This is a genomic window from Pseudomonas lini (genome assembly GCF_964063345.1).
Taxonomy (GTDB): Bacteria; Pseudomonadota; Gammaproteobacteria; order Pseudomonadales; family Pseudomonadaceae; genus Aquipseudomonas; species Aquipseudomonas lini_B.
The window spans coordinates 6,474,926-6,488,386 of sequence record NZ_OZ061318.1; the positions used below are offsets into that span (position 1 = coordinate 6,474,926).

A 13,461-nucleotide genomic window follows, 5' to 3' on the forward strand; every position below is an offset into this window, starting at 1 on the left:
GTCGACGGGAGGCCGTGTCAGACCGGCATTGTCTCCTTGATCCCGAACGATTCATCGGCCCGATATTGACCGGGTGTCATGCCAAACCAGCGGCTGCAGGCTTTGTTGAAGCTGCTGTGATCATGAAAACCAAGGAGATAGGCCACATGCTTCATGTTGAAGTGAGAATGACGCAGATAAAAATCGGCCAATTGCCTGCGTACGGCATTCAGTACGTCCTTGAATTGGGTCCCGTCTTTTTCCAGGGCGCGTTGCAGTGTTCGCTTGCTGATGTTCAAGGCTGCAGCGATCGACTCCATGTCGCATGGCCCCTGCACCTGACTCAAGCGCTCGGTAACCATCGCCCGAATCCTGCCGACAATGGAAACACCAAATAGCAGGTCCAGTTGCGCCTGGGCAAAGCTGTCATGCAGCACCGCCAACGCTTCATTGGCCATGCTCAAGGGGCGCTGCAACTCCTCCCCGTCGAACACAATGCTGTCGTAGGCCGCGTCGAAATGCAGGTCGCATCCAAACAGCCGACGGTGTTCAGAGGTGTCTTCAGGTTCGGGATAAGTGAAATCCACACTCAAGGGCTGCACTGACTTGCTGCCCGCCAGCCAACGGCAGAACCCCAGCAATGACGCCAATCCGGCATCACTGTATTGGCGTGGTTTGACCGAGCCGCTTTGTTGATGATCGAGCCCGGACAGTCGGTAGTTTTGCTGTTCCGGTAGAAGGAAAAGGCTGAATCCGGTGCCTATCAACGGACTGAAGCGAACCAGCCGTTCCAGCGCTTTTTTCAAATTGAGACTGGACATCATGGTGTAGCCGACGATCTGAAAAATGCCGGGATTGAAGTTTCCGTAGGCTTTCAGACCGATGTCCGGATCACCCGAGGCCTGAGCAGCCAGGTCCCATAATCGATAGATTGCCCTTCGCTCGCAAAACGCTCCGGGTTTATTCGCGAGCTTCATGTCTAGTCCAGCCTCCCGACACAGACTGGCGACATCCAGTCCTTGAGCCGAGAGCGTATTCGCCAGCACGCTGGCATAACCTGAACTCATTCTGTACATGGCGTCCTCAATGACCTGTGGAACCGAACGTCCTGTCCGGAGCCATAACTGATCTGCAATGAATCCAAAGACTAACGGGTTCTTCAGTTGCCAATATTGATCCCAGTATAGGTAACCAGCGTTTTTCGCCATCCGGCATTCACCGGGGCGTGGCACCGTTGGACACCAGACAGTCACCTCTCAACACTTCCGCAGGCCCGGCCAATACCGAACAATCTCCCCATCTTGCAACGCAAAACAAAGAAAGGAAGGGATTGTATGGAGTCGCTTGGTCGTATTGCGTTGGTCACGGGTGGTATGGGTGGGATTGGCACTGCGATAAGCCAACGCCTGTACAAGGAAGGATTCAAGGTCATCGTCGGCTGCAGCTCGGATTCCGCCCGCAAGAACGAATGGATAGCCACCCAACTGGCGGCGGGTTATCAGTTCGAATGCATCTTCGGCGACATCACCGATTGGGAATCGACCCGCAAGGCCTTCGAGATGGCACGAGAGCAATTCGGCCCGATCGATGTGCTGGTCAATAACGCCGGCATCACTCGGGATGCGTCCTTTCGCAAACTCACTCCAGAAGACTGGAACGCGGTGATCGGGACCAACCTCAGCGGCCTCTTCAACACCACCAAACAGGTGATTGAAGGCATGTTGGCCAAGGGCTGGGGTCGGGTCATCAATATCTCGTCGATCAACGGTCAGCGCGGCCAGTTCGGCCAGACCAATTACAGCGCGGCCAAAGCCGGCATCCATGGCTTCACCATGGCACTGGCCCGGGAAGTCTCGGGCAAGGGCGTGACCGTCAATACCGTATCGCCCGGCTACATCCAGACCAGCATGACCGCGGCCATCCGCCCGGACATTCTCGACACCATGATCGCAGCCACACCGGTCGGGCGCCTTGGCCAACCCGAAGAAATCGCTTCGATCGTCGCCTGGCTGGCGTCCGATGAATCGGCCTACAGCACCGGTGCCGACTTCTCGGTCAACGGCGGCATGAACATGCAGTAAGCCTGTCAGGGCACGGATGCCCTGCTCCCGCTCGACAGAATCCTAATGAGGTCATGCATGAACGAAGTCGTAATCGTTGCCGCTACTCGCACCGCCATTGGCAGTTTTCAAGGTTCACTGTCCGCCATTCCAGCTACCGAATTGGGCGCGGCGGTGATTCGTCGCCTGCTCGAACAGACCGGGATCGACGCTGCGCAGATTGATGAAGTCATCCTCGGCCAGGTGCTGACAGCAGGTTCGGGGCAAAACCCGGCACGCCAAACCGCGATCAAGGCCGGCCTGCCCCATACCACCCCTGCCCTGACCCTGAACAAAGTCTGCGGTTCAGGCCTTAAGGCGGTCCAGCTTGCGGTCCAGGCGATCCGCTGCGGCGACGCCGAACTGGTGATTGCCGGCGGTCAGGAAAACATGAGCCTGGCGCCCTATGTTCTGCCGAAGGCGCGCACTGGCCTGCGCCTGGGTCATGCGCAACTGCAAGACAGCGTGATTCAAGATGGTTTGTGGGATGCCTTCAACGACTACCACATGGGCATCACTGCCGAGAATCTGGCGAATCAATACAGCATCAGTCGTGAAGATCAGGATGCCTTCGCCGCGACCTCGCAACAGAAAGCCGCCGCGGCCATCGAGGCGGGTTACTTCAAGGGTGAAATCACCCCGATCCTGATCCCCCAGCGCAAGGGCGAGCCGCTGGTTTTCGACACCGATGAACAGCCGCGTCCGGACAGCACGTTGCAGGCACTGGGCAACCTCAAACCCGCGTTCCAGAAAAACGGCAGCGTGACCGCGGGCAACTCGTCGACCCTCAATGACGGCGCTGCCGTGCTGATGCTGGCCAGCGCCGCCAAGGCCCTGGCTCTGGGCTTGCCGGTACTTGCGCGCATCAAGGCCTATGCCAGTGCCGGAGTGGACCCGTCGATCATGGGCATCGGCCCGGTGCCCGCTACCCGTCTGGTCTTGACGAAGGCCGGCTGGAGCCTGGACGACCTGGACCTGATCGAAGCCAACGAAGCGTTCGCCGCGCAGTCACTGGCCGTCGGCAAGGAACTGGGCTGGGACATGAACAAGGTCAATGTCAACGGTGGCGCCATTGCCCTCGGTCATCCGATCGGCGCATCAGGCGCGCGGATTCTGGTGTCGCTGGTACATGAACTGATCCGTCGCGATGGCAAAAAAGGTCTGGCCACCTTGTGCATCGGTGGCGGCCAGGGTGTCAGCCTGGTCATCGAGCGTTAGAAACACAGGCTGAGTTGTCAGACGCGGCACCGACGTCCGGCGCCGCGTTTTTTTCCGTCCGGTTTATTCATATGGGCAAGGAGTTCCATGGACAACGCGCATACCTTAAACACACTCTGGTCGGGCCAGGTTCCGTTCATTGCGTCCTTTGCAGTGCAACAATTAAGGTTCTGGGTCAGCACCAATCCCTGGTTTACCGGGCAGGACTACGACGCCTGGTTCGAGCTGCCACGCGAAACCCTGGACAGCCTCCAATCGGACTACCAGCAACAATGGTGTGAGCTCGGCCAGCGTCTATTGACCGGTCAGCCCTTCAGCTTCGAAGATCGACGTTTCGCCAGCGGCAACTGGAGCCAACCGCTGTTCGGTTCCCTCGCGGCGTTTTATCTGCTCAACGCCGGCTTTCTGCTGAAGCTGCTCGATCAGCTGCCGATCGACGGCAAGAAACCCCGTCAACGCTTGCTCTATCTGGCGGAGCAAGCCATCGCCGCCGGCGCGCCGAGCAATTTTCTGGCCAGTAACCCCGATGCGCTGCAACGAGTCGTGGACACCCAAGGAAGCAGCCTGCTCACAGGCCTGATGCACCTGGCCAGCGACCTGCAGGAAGGCAAGATGCGCCAGTGCGACGCCGGCGCGTTCAAAGTGGGTGTCGACCTGGCAAACACCCCCGGCGAAGTGGTCTTCGAGAACGAACTCTTCCAGCTCATCCAGTACTATCCGCAAAGCGAAACCCAGTACCGGCGCCCGGTGTTTATCGTTCCGCCATCGATCAACAAGTACTACATCCTCGACCTGCGCCCCGACAATTCGATGGTTCGCCACCTGTTGCAGCAAGGCCACCCGGTGTTTCTGATGTCGTGGCGCAACTTCGACCAGGAACACGCCGGCACTACCTGGGATGACCTGATTGAAACCGGGATTATCAAAGGCCTGCAGCTGACCCGTGAAATCAGCGGCGAGCAACGGCCCAACTGCGTGGGTTTCTGCATTGGTGGCACGTTATTGAGCTCGGCGCTGGCCGTGCTGGCGGCCCGTGGCGACAAAGAGATCGCCAGCGTGAGCCTGCTGACCACCTTCCTCGACTACCTCGATACCGGCCCCATCGACATCTTCGTCGACGAGCAATTGGTGGCTTATCGCGAGCGCACCATCGGCGGCCTCAACGGCCCCATCGGCCTGTTCAAGGGCGAGGACATGGGCAATACATTCTCGTTGCTGCGCCCCAATGACTTGTGGTGGAACTACAACGTCGACAAATACCTCAAGGGACAAAAATCGATACCCCTTGACCTGCTGTTCTGGAACAACGACAGCACCAACCTGCCTGGGCCGATGTACTGCTGGTACCTGCGCCATACCTACCTGCAGAACGATCTGAAATCCGGCGAGCTGGATTGCTGCGGGGTCAAGCTGGACCTGCGCGCCATCGATGCCCCTGCGTACATCCTCGCCACCCATGACGACCACATCGTGCCATGGAAAAGCGCCTACGCCAGCACCGGGCTACTGTCTGGAACCAAGCGTTTCGTGCTCGGCGCCTCAGGGCATATCGCGGGGGTGATCAACCCACCGGCCAAGGAAAAACGCCATTACTGGACCAACAATCGCGTCACCAAGAATCCAGAAACCTGGTTCAAGAATGCCCAGCAGCATCCGGGTAGTTGGTGGAATGACTGGTTTGTCTGGCTGGCCGAACATGCGGGGGAACGCCAGCCTTCAGTGCTGGACATGGGCAACGCGCAACATCCGGCACTTGAGCCGGCGCCGGGGAGTTATGTGATGCAATAAGAGGAGCCAGTCCGGGCAGCCAGGCTCAGGGGAAATGAATTTCTCGGGCTGGACGCTTCAGAACGTCGGTTTACTGCTTTGTCCGCCCCGGAATGGCGATACGACTGGTCGTTTTGACTTCACGCAACGCAAGACTTGACTGGATAGAGGCGATACCGAGTTGTCGCCTCAATACGCTCTCGACAAAGTCACTGTAGCTATCAAGATCCTGAGCCAACACTTGCAAAAGGTAATCGGCATCCCCGGTTATCTTGTGGCAGGACAATACCTCCGGGAGCTGCATGATGACCGCTTCAAAGGCCTCGGGGGTATGGTCGGTGTGCGTGGTAAAACGGATATGCACAAACGCCATGATGTCCAGCCCCAGCTTGCGCCGGTCCAGATTTGCCTGGTAATCCTTGATCACTCCCTCCTCTTCCAGTCTCTTGCGCCGCCTCCAGCATGGAGTAAGGCTTAGCGAGAGGCGCTCACTCAACTCGGCGTTGGAAATACTGGCGTCTTCCTGCAACAAGGCAAGGATGGAAAGGTCGGTATCGTCAAGCAATGCGCGATGGGTATTTTTTTTCTGCATGGTGCCATCCACGGGAAAATAATCCCGATTACGCTAGCAGAGCGAGAACAAAAAGCAAAGAAAGTGCATCCGTACCAGAACAAACTATTGGCACTGGACCACCACGACGGATGCGTATAAATGCTTACAGTTTTCAGCGATTCCCATCGCTTGCACCATGGGACCGAATTGAAGGACGGCGTTCTCAAACCTTCTTTCGAACAGCCAAGCCGAGCGGATACCGTTCGCGACCGAGTCCAGCACGTTGGGCTCGGCGATATCATCGTCCCGCGAACGTTTGACCGGGCGTGCTACGTCAATGCACACAGTGAGCGCTATGTTTCCTTTCTGGAAACCGCGTGGTCCGAATGGACGGCAACCGGTCGGGAGCATGATGCCCTGCCCCTGGTCTGGCCGGTGCGCGACTTGTCCAATGAACACGTCCCCGCGTTCATTGATGGCAAGCTCGGTTTCTTTGCCATGGATGCCGGCTCGCCGATCACCGCGACCACCTGGGCAGCCGTCAAAACCAGCGCGGACATTGCACTCACTGGACTGTCGTTGATCAACGAAGGCCACAACAGCGCCTTTGCCCTGTGTCGTCCACCCGGACACCACGCTGCTCGTGAATACATGGGAGGCTATTGCTACCTGAATAACGCGGCCATTGCCGCGCAACATGCACTGACTCAAGGTGCTAAACGTGTCGCGGTGCTCGACGTCGACTTCCATCATGGCAACGGGACGCAGAACATTTTCTACGATCGCAACGATGTGATGTTTGCTTCCCTGCATGGAGAACCGTCGGTTTCCTATCCTTATTACTCGGGTTTCAGTACCGAGTGTGGAGCAGGCGCCGGTGACGGTTATAACCTGAACTATCCGTTGCCGAAAAACACCACCTGGGATAGTTATCAAAACGCCTTGATCCACGCCTGCAAAAAACTTCGTAACTTCTCGCCTGAACTCTTGGTGATTTCCCTGGGCGTCGATACGTTCAAGGACGATCCGATCAGCCACTTTCTTCTGGAAAGCCAGGACTTCTTTGGCATGGGCGAAATCATCGCCACTGTCGGCGCGCCGACGCTTTTCGTCATGGAAGGCGGCTATATGGTCGATGAGATCGGCATCAATGCGGTCAATGTACTTCATGGGTATGAGAGCAAACAATTCTAAGTTTCGGTGACCGAAACAACCTTCCTTGACTTACAACTAAGAGAGAAACATAGATGACTCTATTCATAGACGTTGATCACGCCGCCATGCTTTTTGGAAAGATTGGAATCGGTCAGTCCATCACGCAAATGGCCAGCTACATCAAGGCTGATTATTGTCGCTGGGCTGACTTTGATAAATCCCCGCGCACCGCCAATCACTCCCTTTGCGGGGTGATCGAACTGATGCCGACTGACGATGGCAAACAGTATTCATTCAAATACGTAAACGGCCATCCAGGAAATGCTGGCAACAACTTGCTGACCGTCATGGCCTTTGGGGTATTGGCGAACGTCGATAGCGGATACCCCACTGTTCTCAGCGAACTCACCCTGACCACCGCGGTTCGTACAGCGGCAACGTCCGCGCTGGTAGCCCAGTCCTTGGCACGCAAGGGTTCGACACGTATGGCCATTATCGGAAATGGCGCCCAGAGCGAATTCCAGGCCATTGCCTTTTATGAAATGCTCGGGATCAACGAGGTGCGGATATTTGATATCGACAGCGCTGCGTCATTGAAACTGAAACAAAACCTGGAAAGCTATACCGGCATCAATGTCACCGTAGCCGCCTCGGTGCATGAAGCCGTCAAAGGCGTTGATATCATCACCACCGTCACGGCGGACAAAGCCTACGCGACAATCTTGACGCCCGACATGATCGAGCCTGGCATGCATATCAACGCGGTTGGCGGTGACTGTCCCGGGAAAACCGAACTTCATGCCGATATCCTGCGCAACGCCCGGATCATTGTCGAGTTTGAACCACAGACGCGCATTGAAGGCGACATTCAGCAACTGGACGCGGACCATCCTGTCATCGAATATTTTCGTATCGTTCGGGATAACGAACCAGGCCGGGAAAATGACACGCAAGTCACGGTGTTCGACTCGGTGGGATTTGCTCTAGAAGACTTTTCTTCACTTCGTTACTTGCATGACCAGGCTAGAAAATACGCGATCGGTGAGAAAATCCATCTTGTACCCACGCCTGCCAATATCAAGAACCTGTATCAATTGATTGAGGAGAAGTCTGATTTTTCATCAGTATCGCCCCCGCAAAAACAGCAGTTGGCAGCAAGCTAAGACACGCGATAGCTCGCTATCAAACCAGGTGGCGAGCCACGGACACCTTACTGATTAACCGATATTGCAAAGCGTTTGAAATACCGTCCTGATCTACAAGGCCTAATGGCGAACTTACAACAATAAAACACACAGACTATTTCTCTGCCAAAACTCAAAAAACATAAAATCAAGAGGTTTTGTGATGAAATCAGATACGCATGAAATAACTGAACAACCCGCATTACAGCGCACGCTCAGCAATCGCCACATTCAACTAATGGCCATGGGCGGCGCCATTGGTACGGGGCTGTTCATGGGCTCCGGCAAGATCATCGCCCTGTCCGGTACCTCGATCATACTTATCTATATGATCATCGGTCTTTTCGTTTACTTCGTCATGCGTGCCATGGGAGAACTGCTTTTATCAAACCTGAACTTCAAAAGCTTTGCTGACTTTGCCGGGGCCTACCTCGGCCCTCGTGCGGCCTTCTTTCTCGGGTGGTCATACTGGTTGAGCTGGAGCGTGGCCGTTGTGGGAGATGCAGTGGTCGTTGGGGGTTTCTTTCAATACTGGTTCCCTGATGTACCGGCCTGGATCCCCGCCATCGGCATGATGCTCACGCTATTCGCCTTGAATGTGCTTACCGTCAAACTGTTCGGTGAGGTTGAATTCTGGTTCGCGATCATCAAGATAATCGCAGTCGTTGCGCTGATTTCCGTCAGTGTGCTGCTGATTGCCAGCTCCTTCGTCTCACCCACGGGAGTCACGGCGTCCCTGACGCACTTGCTGGACAAACAAGCCGCCTTTCCTAACGGCCTGTTCGGCTTCTTCGCGGGCTTTCAGATGGCGATCTTTTCGTTCGCGGGCACAGAATTGATCGGCACCGCGGCCGCCGAAACCAAGTCGCCGGAAAAGACCTTGCCCAAAGCCATCAATTCCATACCGCTCAGGATCATCCTTTTTTATGTTCTGTCGCTGGTCTGCATCATCGCGGTGACCTCATGGCAGCAGGTATCGCCCAACAAAAGTCCTTTTGTCGAACTGTTCCTGATCGCGGGTTTTCCAGCGGCGGCCGGCATTGTGAACTTTGTGGTGCTGACCTCTGCGGCGTCATCCGCCAACAGCGGCGTCTTCTCGTCCAGCCGCATGTTGTTCGGCCTGGCCGACCTTGGCAGTGCACCCGCTATCTTCAGACGGTTGTCGAAAAACAGTGTTCCGCTCATCAGCCTGGTCTTCACGACCTTTCTGATGCTGCTGGGCGTCCTGCTGCTGTTCATCATCCCTGAAGTCATGACCGCCTTTACCATCGTGTCGACGGTGTCGGCCATCCTGGTGATCTTTACCTGGTCGACCATCCTGGCCTCCTACATCGCGTATCGCAAAGCAAGACCCGATCTTCATGCGCAATCGCGGTACAAAATGCCTGGAGGCGTGCCGATGGCGTGGTTCTCCCTCGCATTTCTCGCATTTGTGCTGTGCCTGCTTGCCCTTCGGCCAGACACCCGCCTTGCACTGTGCGTGATGCCTGCATGGTTCATTTGGTTGGCAATCGCCTACCAACTCTCTCATTTCAGGCGCAGGAACCAGGCCAGTCATGCGGCAGGGTCACTTCTCAAAGAATGATCCATTGCTCCACCAAAAAGCTGTACGTAAAAAAGTCCCGTGACCGAATGAGTCACGGGACAAAAAATTGGTTGGTTGCGGCCAACCAAAGGAGCATTTTTAAAAGCGGTTACAGGCATTCCTGCGCGGCACGCTCGAAACTCGAAGGCATGAAGTTCGACGCCAGCAAGTGGCGCTCATACAAAAACACCTTGCCGCCATTCGGGGCTTTATAGGCTTCGAGAACGTTGTCTGCCGCGACTTTGCTCGGCACCACGATCCGGTAACTGCGCTGGGTTTGCGAGACCGTCGGGTTCAGTGCGCTGCCCTGCAACTTCGGCACTACGCAGTCGGCGTACTCGGCAGGCGTTTTTTTCGTCTGAAAGCTCTGCGTCGGGTCATTCGGCGCGGAGGCGCAGCCGGCCAGCAGCAAGGAGGCGAAAGCCATGACAGGAACAAATAAAAGGCGCATCGGTGAAGTCCTGAAAATAAAAAGTCGGGGGCGTTGAGCTGCGTTTACGATGGAAGCGATTTTCCAACTTTGCCCGACAAAGCAGAACTTGCGTTTCTTGATTGTCACTATTACTTGAACCGATAGTTGCGCCGCGCGATCGCAAAACCAAGCCCCGCCAGAAGCGGGGCTTGACGTATTTCACACGGCATCAGGGTTTACGCCCACCGCCGGGAGTTTGCCCTCCTCCTTTTTTGTCTGCGTCAGACATTTTTTCTCTGTCTTCGACCAAGTTGCCTTGGCGCCCTGCTCCCTGTCCGCTGCCGGGACGATTGGTATCGCTGGACTGACGTCCCCCAGAGGCCTGTCCACCTTTTTTGCCGGCTTCGGAGGTACGTTGCGGATCGTTCATCATCCCGCCGCCCGACTGCCCGCCTTTTTTGCCAGCTTCGGAGGCTTTATCAGGGTCGTTGGCAAAATTGCCAGGTTTTTTATCACCGGTGTTAGCCATTTTCGTTCTCCTCATTGTTTCTCGCGAACCTTCGTAGGCTCGTCTAATTCCGAGGTTTTCTGTGATTGAAAGTTTGAACTGATCCATCGTATTGCGACAGGCGGATTGGGATGATTAGTTCCGGAAAACTCCTGACGCTGCGACTAATGGAGGTGAGCTAAACGAGTATAAAAATGGCTTGCGCTTATACAAATTCATCAAGGAAAAGAGCGTTGAGGTCTGGCATCATTCAAGCAGTTACGCTGAACTATCAGCTAGCTAATTTTTCCTCTGTGGAGGTACGTCGATGACAGAGCACATCGTCCACTTTCATTGCCAGATTGATCAGGGCACGATGGAACGCTTCAGGGACTGCTGCCTCGACGCCATCGACCAGGGCGCCTCTTCCTTACTGCTGAATCTCTCCACCAGCGGCGGCAGCACCAATTTTGGCTTCGCCCTCTATACCTTCCTCAAATCTCTGCCAGTGCCGCTGTGCGCGATTAATGCCGGCAACATCGAGTCGATGGGCATCATCATGTACCTGGCCGCCGGCCGACGTATCACCGCCCCCCATTCGCGGTTTCTGATTCACCCAATGAATTGGTACTTCCCCCAAAGCTCGGTCGACCATCAACGCCTGCGCGAATACCTCTTGAGCCTGGATAACGACCTCGCGCGCTACGTGCAAATCTTTGCCCTGGAAACTGCCCACGCAGAAACCAAACTGGACATTTTTCATTGCCTTTCAGCGGAAGAGAAAGTCATCGCAGCGCATGAATCCCTGGCCTATGGAATTGCCCACGAAATGCATCAGATGGTGTTTGCCGATAACGTCAAACACTGGAAAGTCAGTGGCGGTTGAAGCCTGTTCGAGACGGCCCTGAGTTTTTCGTTACCGATGAGTCAGGTGCCAGCAACAGGGTGAATCTCCAGGGTCATTCCGTCACCGCCTGTTCCAAGGCGCCGACAAACCGGGCTCGACGGGAGGTCTGTGCATCAGACCTCCCGTCGAGCCCTGATACCTGTCAAGAAGTCCCCAACCCTCGCGACAGATCGGCTGAAGTGTCGGACGCGGGCTTGCGCATCTCGCCCGTTTCTCCAGCGATTGCCTCGCGGGGCTCCGTGGTTTCCATCACCTTTTCGCGCACCGCCTCATAGCCCTCCCGTGCTTGCTGTTTGACCTTGCCGGTAAGGCTTGCGCTGGTCCTGCCCAGATAGCGGCGTTCCGTCGCGGTGGTCGGTAGCGCTGCGCCCAGCAACGCCCCCACCGCGATACCGACCGCCGCCATCATCAGTGGCTGCTCCTTGAGCAAATGACTGAACTGGTCGCCCATTTCATGAGTCCTGCGCGCCAGGCGATCACTGGTTTCATGAACGGTATGACTGAGCTGATCGGTCTTCGCATGCAGGCTATCGCTCAGGTGTGCTGCCTTGCCTTTGACCGCCTGATAGCTGTCCTTGAGCGAATCGGTGGTGTTGTGCAGACGCTGTCGGGCGCTGTCCATGCCATCGGAAAGCCCTTCGCCCAAGTCATCGGCCCAGTCGAAATCCTGCGCAGGCTCTACGCTATATTCCCTGGGCGTTGGCGGGCGATTCTGGCTCATCATCAACCACATCAACCCCACTGAGGTCAGCACCGCGGGCACGGGGTTGTTGCGCACGCTGGTGCCCAGGTTGGTCAGGAAAGTCGAGCCATTGCTTTGCATCATCAGCAGTGCTTGATCGAACATCTGGCCAGGGGTGAACTTGCTTTCCAGTGCGTCGACGATATGCCCGATGTTCTCCCGTTGCGCATCGATTTCACGTTCGATGGTTTCCGGGCTCTTGGCCGCTTCGGTTTCGAATTCACGGTTCATGACATTTTCCTCCGCAGGGCTTCCTGGTCTTTGTTCAGCGCGTCCAGGGTGCGATCAGGCTTGAAGTGGGAAGGCTCGAATTGTTTCTTGCCTGCCTGCAGCATCACGAACCCGATGACCATCACCACGACGCCGACAATCAGCGCGGCCAGCCAGGGCGCCATCACCAGGCTCAAGGCATAGACCACAGCCATCAGCAGGATGATGAACCCGGCGAGCAGCACAATGGCGCCACCGGCGACCCCGGCAATCCCTGCTTTCAATGTCGTCAGGCTGGCCTGCAATTCCACTTTGGCCAACGCCAGTTCCTTGGTGAATAACGCCGGTACTTCCCGAGTCAACTGCCGCAATAAACCGACCACGGAAGCATCATGATCAGCCGCCGTGACCGACGGTGTGACGGGTGGGGTGCGTTGCAGTTCTGGATTTTCTCTGTTCATCACCGTTCTCCTGAGAAGGGGCTGGACCCCGGCATTGAGGAGCCGTCGCCACGATGGTCGGGCGCGCTCGGCGAGGACGGCGTGATGCTAGTGGCCAACCCGGACGACAAGTCGCCTCCGGGCGGCATCGTCGTTTCATAAAGTCCTTGCGAGCCATCGCCAGTGAACGTGGCTGTACTGCTCTGGGCAGCGAACTCACGGTCGGTTGTTGTCGGCAGGGTCGCCGTGCCTGCTTTCAGGAAGCGCGACAGACCGAACCCCACCGCGATGCTGCCGACAATGAACAACCCGGGGTTCTCGCGTGCCAGGTCAGCGCCATCGTGCAGAAGCTCTTCGGCACTTTTGCTGCGCAGTTTTCCCGCCAGGCTGCTCATGCTGTCGGCCATGTCTGCCAGGTAATCGGACATCCCAAACGTATCGTTCGTCCTGATCTCGGAAACGACTGATTGGGCGCCTCTGGCCAATGCTTCAATCTGATCCGCTGCGGTATCGCGGTATTGGCCGAACTGCTCATCGGCCTGATGCCGCGCACCGCCGATCGCTTCGGTAACCTCCTCTTTTAAATGCTGAAAGTTTTGTTCGGAGCCTGCGGGATCCCGAGGGGCATCCGGTTGTCCGGTTCTGCTGTCTGGAATAGTCATGTCATCCATCGCCTTCGTAATGAACACGTCAGGAAGTGGCCGCGGGGTGTCCGCGGTGGTG

13 protein-coding genes and 1 pseudogene are annotated in these 13,461 nt (G+C 56.4%); 7 read left to right on the forward strand and 7 right to left on the reverse strand.

Features of this window, described 5'->3' with window-relative positions:
* Window positions 1-17: 17 nt before the first annotated feature.
* Entirely contained in the window at window positions 18-1,055 is a 1,038-nt protein-coding gene (locus AB3226_RS29375; RefSeq protein ID WP_367375652.1) for an AraC family transcriptional regulator, read from the reverse strand.
* Window positions 1,056-1,313: 258 nt separating this feature from the next.
* On the opposite strand from AB3226_RS29375, the gene phbB reads away from it, so the two are divergent.
* The 3 genes from phbB (at window position 1,314) to phaC (ending at window position 5,084) form a co-directional block, all read left to right on the forward strand.
* On the forward strand, window positions 1,314-2,060 hold the full coding sequence (gene phbB / locus AB3226_RS29380) for an acetoacetyl-CoA reductase (RefSeq protein WP_367375653.1): 747 nt from the start codon (window positions 1,314-1,316) through the stop codon (window positions 2,058-2,060).
* Window positions 2,061-2,117: 57 nt separating this feature from the next.
* Window positions 2,118-3,296, forward strand: coding sequence for an acetyl-CoA C-acetyltransferase (locus tag AB3226_RS29385; protein WP_123722767.1), 1,179 nt, complete (start codon window positions 2,118-2,120; stop codon window positions 3,294-3,296).
* 87 nt (window positions 3,297-3,383) lie between these two features.
* Window positions 3,384-5,084, forward strand: coding sequence for a class I poly(R)-hydroxyalkanoic acid synthase (phaC, locus tag AB3226_RS29390; protein WP_367375654.1), 1,701 nt, complete (start codon window positions 3,384-3,386; stop codon window positions 5,082-5,084).
* A gap of 70 nt (window positions 5,085-5,154) precedes the next feature.
* On the opposite strand, the gene AB3226_RS29395 is transcribed toward phaC, so the two are convergent.
* Entirely contained in the window at window positions 5,155-5,655 is a 501-nt protein-coding gene (locus AB3226_RS29395; protein ID WP_367375655.1) for an Lrp/AsnC family transcriptional regulator, read from the reverse strand.
* A 120-nt stretch (window positions 5,656-5,775) separates the two neighbouring features.
* On the opposite strand from AB3226_RS29395, the gene AB3226_RS29400 reads away from it, so the two are divergent.
* From AB3226_RS29400 to AB3226_RS29410, 3 genes are all read left to right on the forward strand, one after another.
* Window positions 5,776-6,810, forward strand: a complete 1,035-nt coding sequence (locus tag AB3226_RS29400) for a histone deacetylase family protein (protein WP_367375656.1) — start codon at window positions 5,776-5,778, stop codon at window positions 6,808-6,810.
* A gap of 53 nt (window positions 6,811-6,863) precedes the next feature.
* Window positions 6,864-7,934 (forward strand): ornithine cyclodeaminase, encoded by a 1,071-nt coding sequence (locus AB3226_RS29405; protein WP_367375657.1) that lies wholly within the window; start codon window positions 6,864-6,866, stop codon window positions 7,932-7,934.
* 184 nt (window positions 7,935-8,118) lie between these two features.
* Window positions 8,119-9,540: an amino acid permease gene (locus AB3226_RS29410; RefSeq protein WP_367375658.1), complete on the forward strand. Its 1,422-nt coding sequence runs from the start codon at window positions 8,119-8,121 to the stop codon at window positions 9,538-9,540.
* A 109-nt stretch (window positions 9,541-9,649) separates the two neighbouring features.
* Here AB3226_RS29410 and AB3226_RS29415 read toward each other — a convergent pair whose 3' ends face one another.
* The gene (locus AB3226_RS29415) at window positions 9,650-9,991 is read right to left on the reverse strand and encodes a hypothetical protein (RefSeq protein ID WP_367375659.1); all 342 of its coding nucleotides are present in this window, start codon (window positions 9,989-9,991) and stop codon (window positions 9,650-9,652) included.
* Window positions 9,992-10,322: 331 nt separating this feature from the next.
* A pseudogene (locus tag AB3226_RS29420) lies at window positions 10,323-10,481 on the reverse strand (general stress protein); the annotation flags it as partial.
* Window positions 10,482-10,767: 286 nt separating this feature from the next.
* Here AB3226_RS29420 and AB3226_RS29425 point away from each other — a divergent pair.
* Window positions 10,768-11,325 carry an ATP-dependent Clp protease proteolytic subunit gene (locus tag AB3226_RS29425; RefSeq protein ID WP_367375660.1) on the forward strand — a complete coding sequence of 186 codons (558 nt, stop codon included), beginning with the start codon at window positions 10,768-10,770 and terminating at the stop codon, window positions 11,323-11,325.
* A 163-nt stretch (window positions 11,326-11,488) separates the two neighbouring features.
* Here the strand turns inward: AB3226_RS29425 and AB3226_RS29430 are convergent, their stop codons facing one another.
* Genes AB3226_RS29430 through AB3226_RS29440 form a run of 3 tightly spaced genes read right to left on the reverse strand, consistent with a single transcriptional unit; the run spans window position 11,489 to window position 13,400 of the window.
* On the reverse strand, window positions 11,489-12,319 hold the full coding sequence (locus tag AB3226_RS29430) for a DUF3618 domain-containing protein (RefSeq protein ID WP_367375661.1): 831 nt from the start codon (window positions 12,317-12,319) through the stop codon (window positions 11,489-11,491).
* Complete coding sequence (locus AB3226_RS29435; protein ID WP_367375662.1) at window positions 12,316-12,759, reverse strand: phage holin family protein; 444 nt, start codon at window positions 12,757-12,759, stop codon at window positions 12,316-12,318. Before AB3226_RS29435 ends, AB3226_RS29430 begins: the two co-directional genes overlap by 4 nt.
* Window positions 12,759-13,400 carry a hypothetical protein gene (locus AB3226_RS29440; protein WP_367375663.1) on the reverse strand — a complete coding sequence of 214 codons (642 nt, stop codon included), beginning with the start codon at window positions 13,398-13,400 and terminating at the stop codon, window positions 12,759-12,761. Before AB3226_RS29440 ends, AB3226_RS29435 begins: the two co-directional genes overlap by 1 nt.
* Window positions 13,401-13,461 lie beyond the last annotated feature (61 nt).

What these genes read in the sequence shown, in the direction of transcription:
- AB3226_RS29375 (WP_367375652.1), bottom strand. Translation starts at nt 1,055, where the DNA reads ATGTACAGAATGAGTTCAGGTTATGCCAGCGTGCTGGCGAATACGCTC.
- phbB (WP_367375653.1), top strand. Translation starts at nt 1,314, where the DNA reads ATGGAGTCGCTTGGTCGTATTGCGTTGGTCACGGGTGGTATGGGTGGG.
- AB3226_RS29385 (WP_123722767.1), top strand. Translation starts at nt 2,118, where the DNA reads ATGAACGAAGTCGTAATCGTTGCCGCTACTCGCACCGCCATTGGCAGT.
- phaC (WP_367375654.1), top strand. Translation starts at nt 3,384, where the DNA reads ATGGACAACGCGCATACCTTAAACACACTCTGGTCGGGCCAGGTTCCG.
- AB3226_RS29395 (WP_367375655.1), bottom strand. Translation starts at nt 5,655, where the DNA reads ATGCAGAAAAAAAATACCCATCGCGCATTGCTTGACGATACCGACCTT.
- AB3226_RS29400 (WP_367375656.1), top strand. Translation starts at nt 5,776, where the DNA reads ATGCTTACAGTTTTCAGCGATTCCCATCGCTTGCACCATGGGACCGAA.
- AB3226_RS29405 (WP_367375657.1), top strand. Translation starts at nt 6,864, where the DNA reads ATGACTCTATTCATAGACGTTGATCACGCCGCCATGCTTTTTGGAAAG.
- AB3226_RS29410 (WP_367375658.1), top strand. Translation starts at nt 8,119, where the DNA reads ATGAAATCAGATACGCATGAAATAACTGAACAACCCGCATTACAGCGC.
- AB3226_RS29415 (WP_367375659.1), bottom strand. Translation starts at nt 9,991, where the DNA reads ATGCGCCTTTTATTTGTTCCTGTCATGGCTTTCGCCTCCTTGCTGCTG.
- AB3226_RS29425 (WP_367375660.1), top strand. Translation starts at nt 10,768, where the DNA reads ATGACAGAGCACATCGTCCACTTTCATTGCCAGATTGATCAGGGCACG.
- AB3226_RS29430 (WP_367375661.1), bottom strand. Translation starts at nt 12,319, where the DNA reads ATGAACCGTGAATTCGAAACCGAAGCGGCCAAGAGCCCGGAAACCATC.
- AB3226_RS29435 (WP_367375662.1), bottom strand. Translation starts at nt 12,759, where the DNA reads ATGAACAGAGAAAATCCAGAACTGCAACGCACCCCACCCGTCACACCG.
- AB3226_RS29440 (WP_367375663.1), bottom strand. Translation starts at nt 13,400, where the DNA reads ATGACTATTCCAGACAGCAGAACCGGACAACCGGATGCCCCTCGGGAT.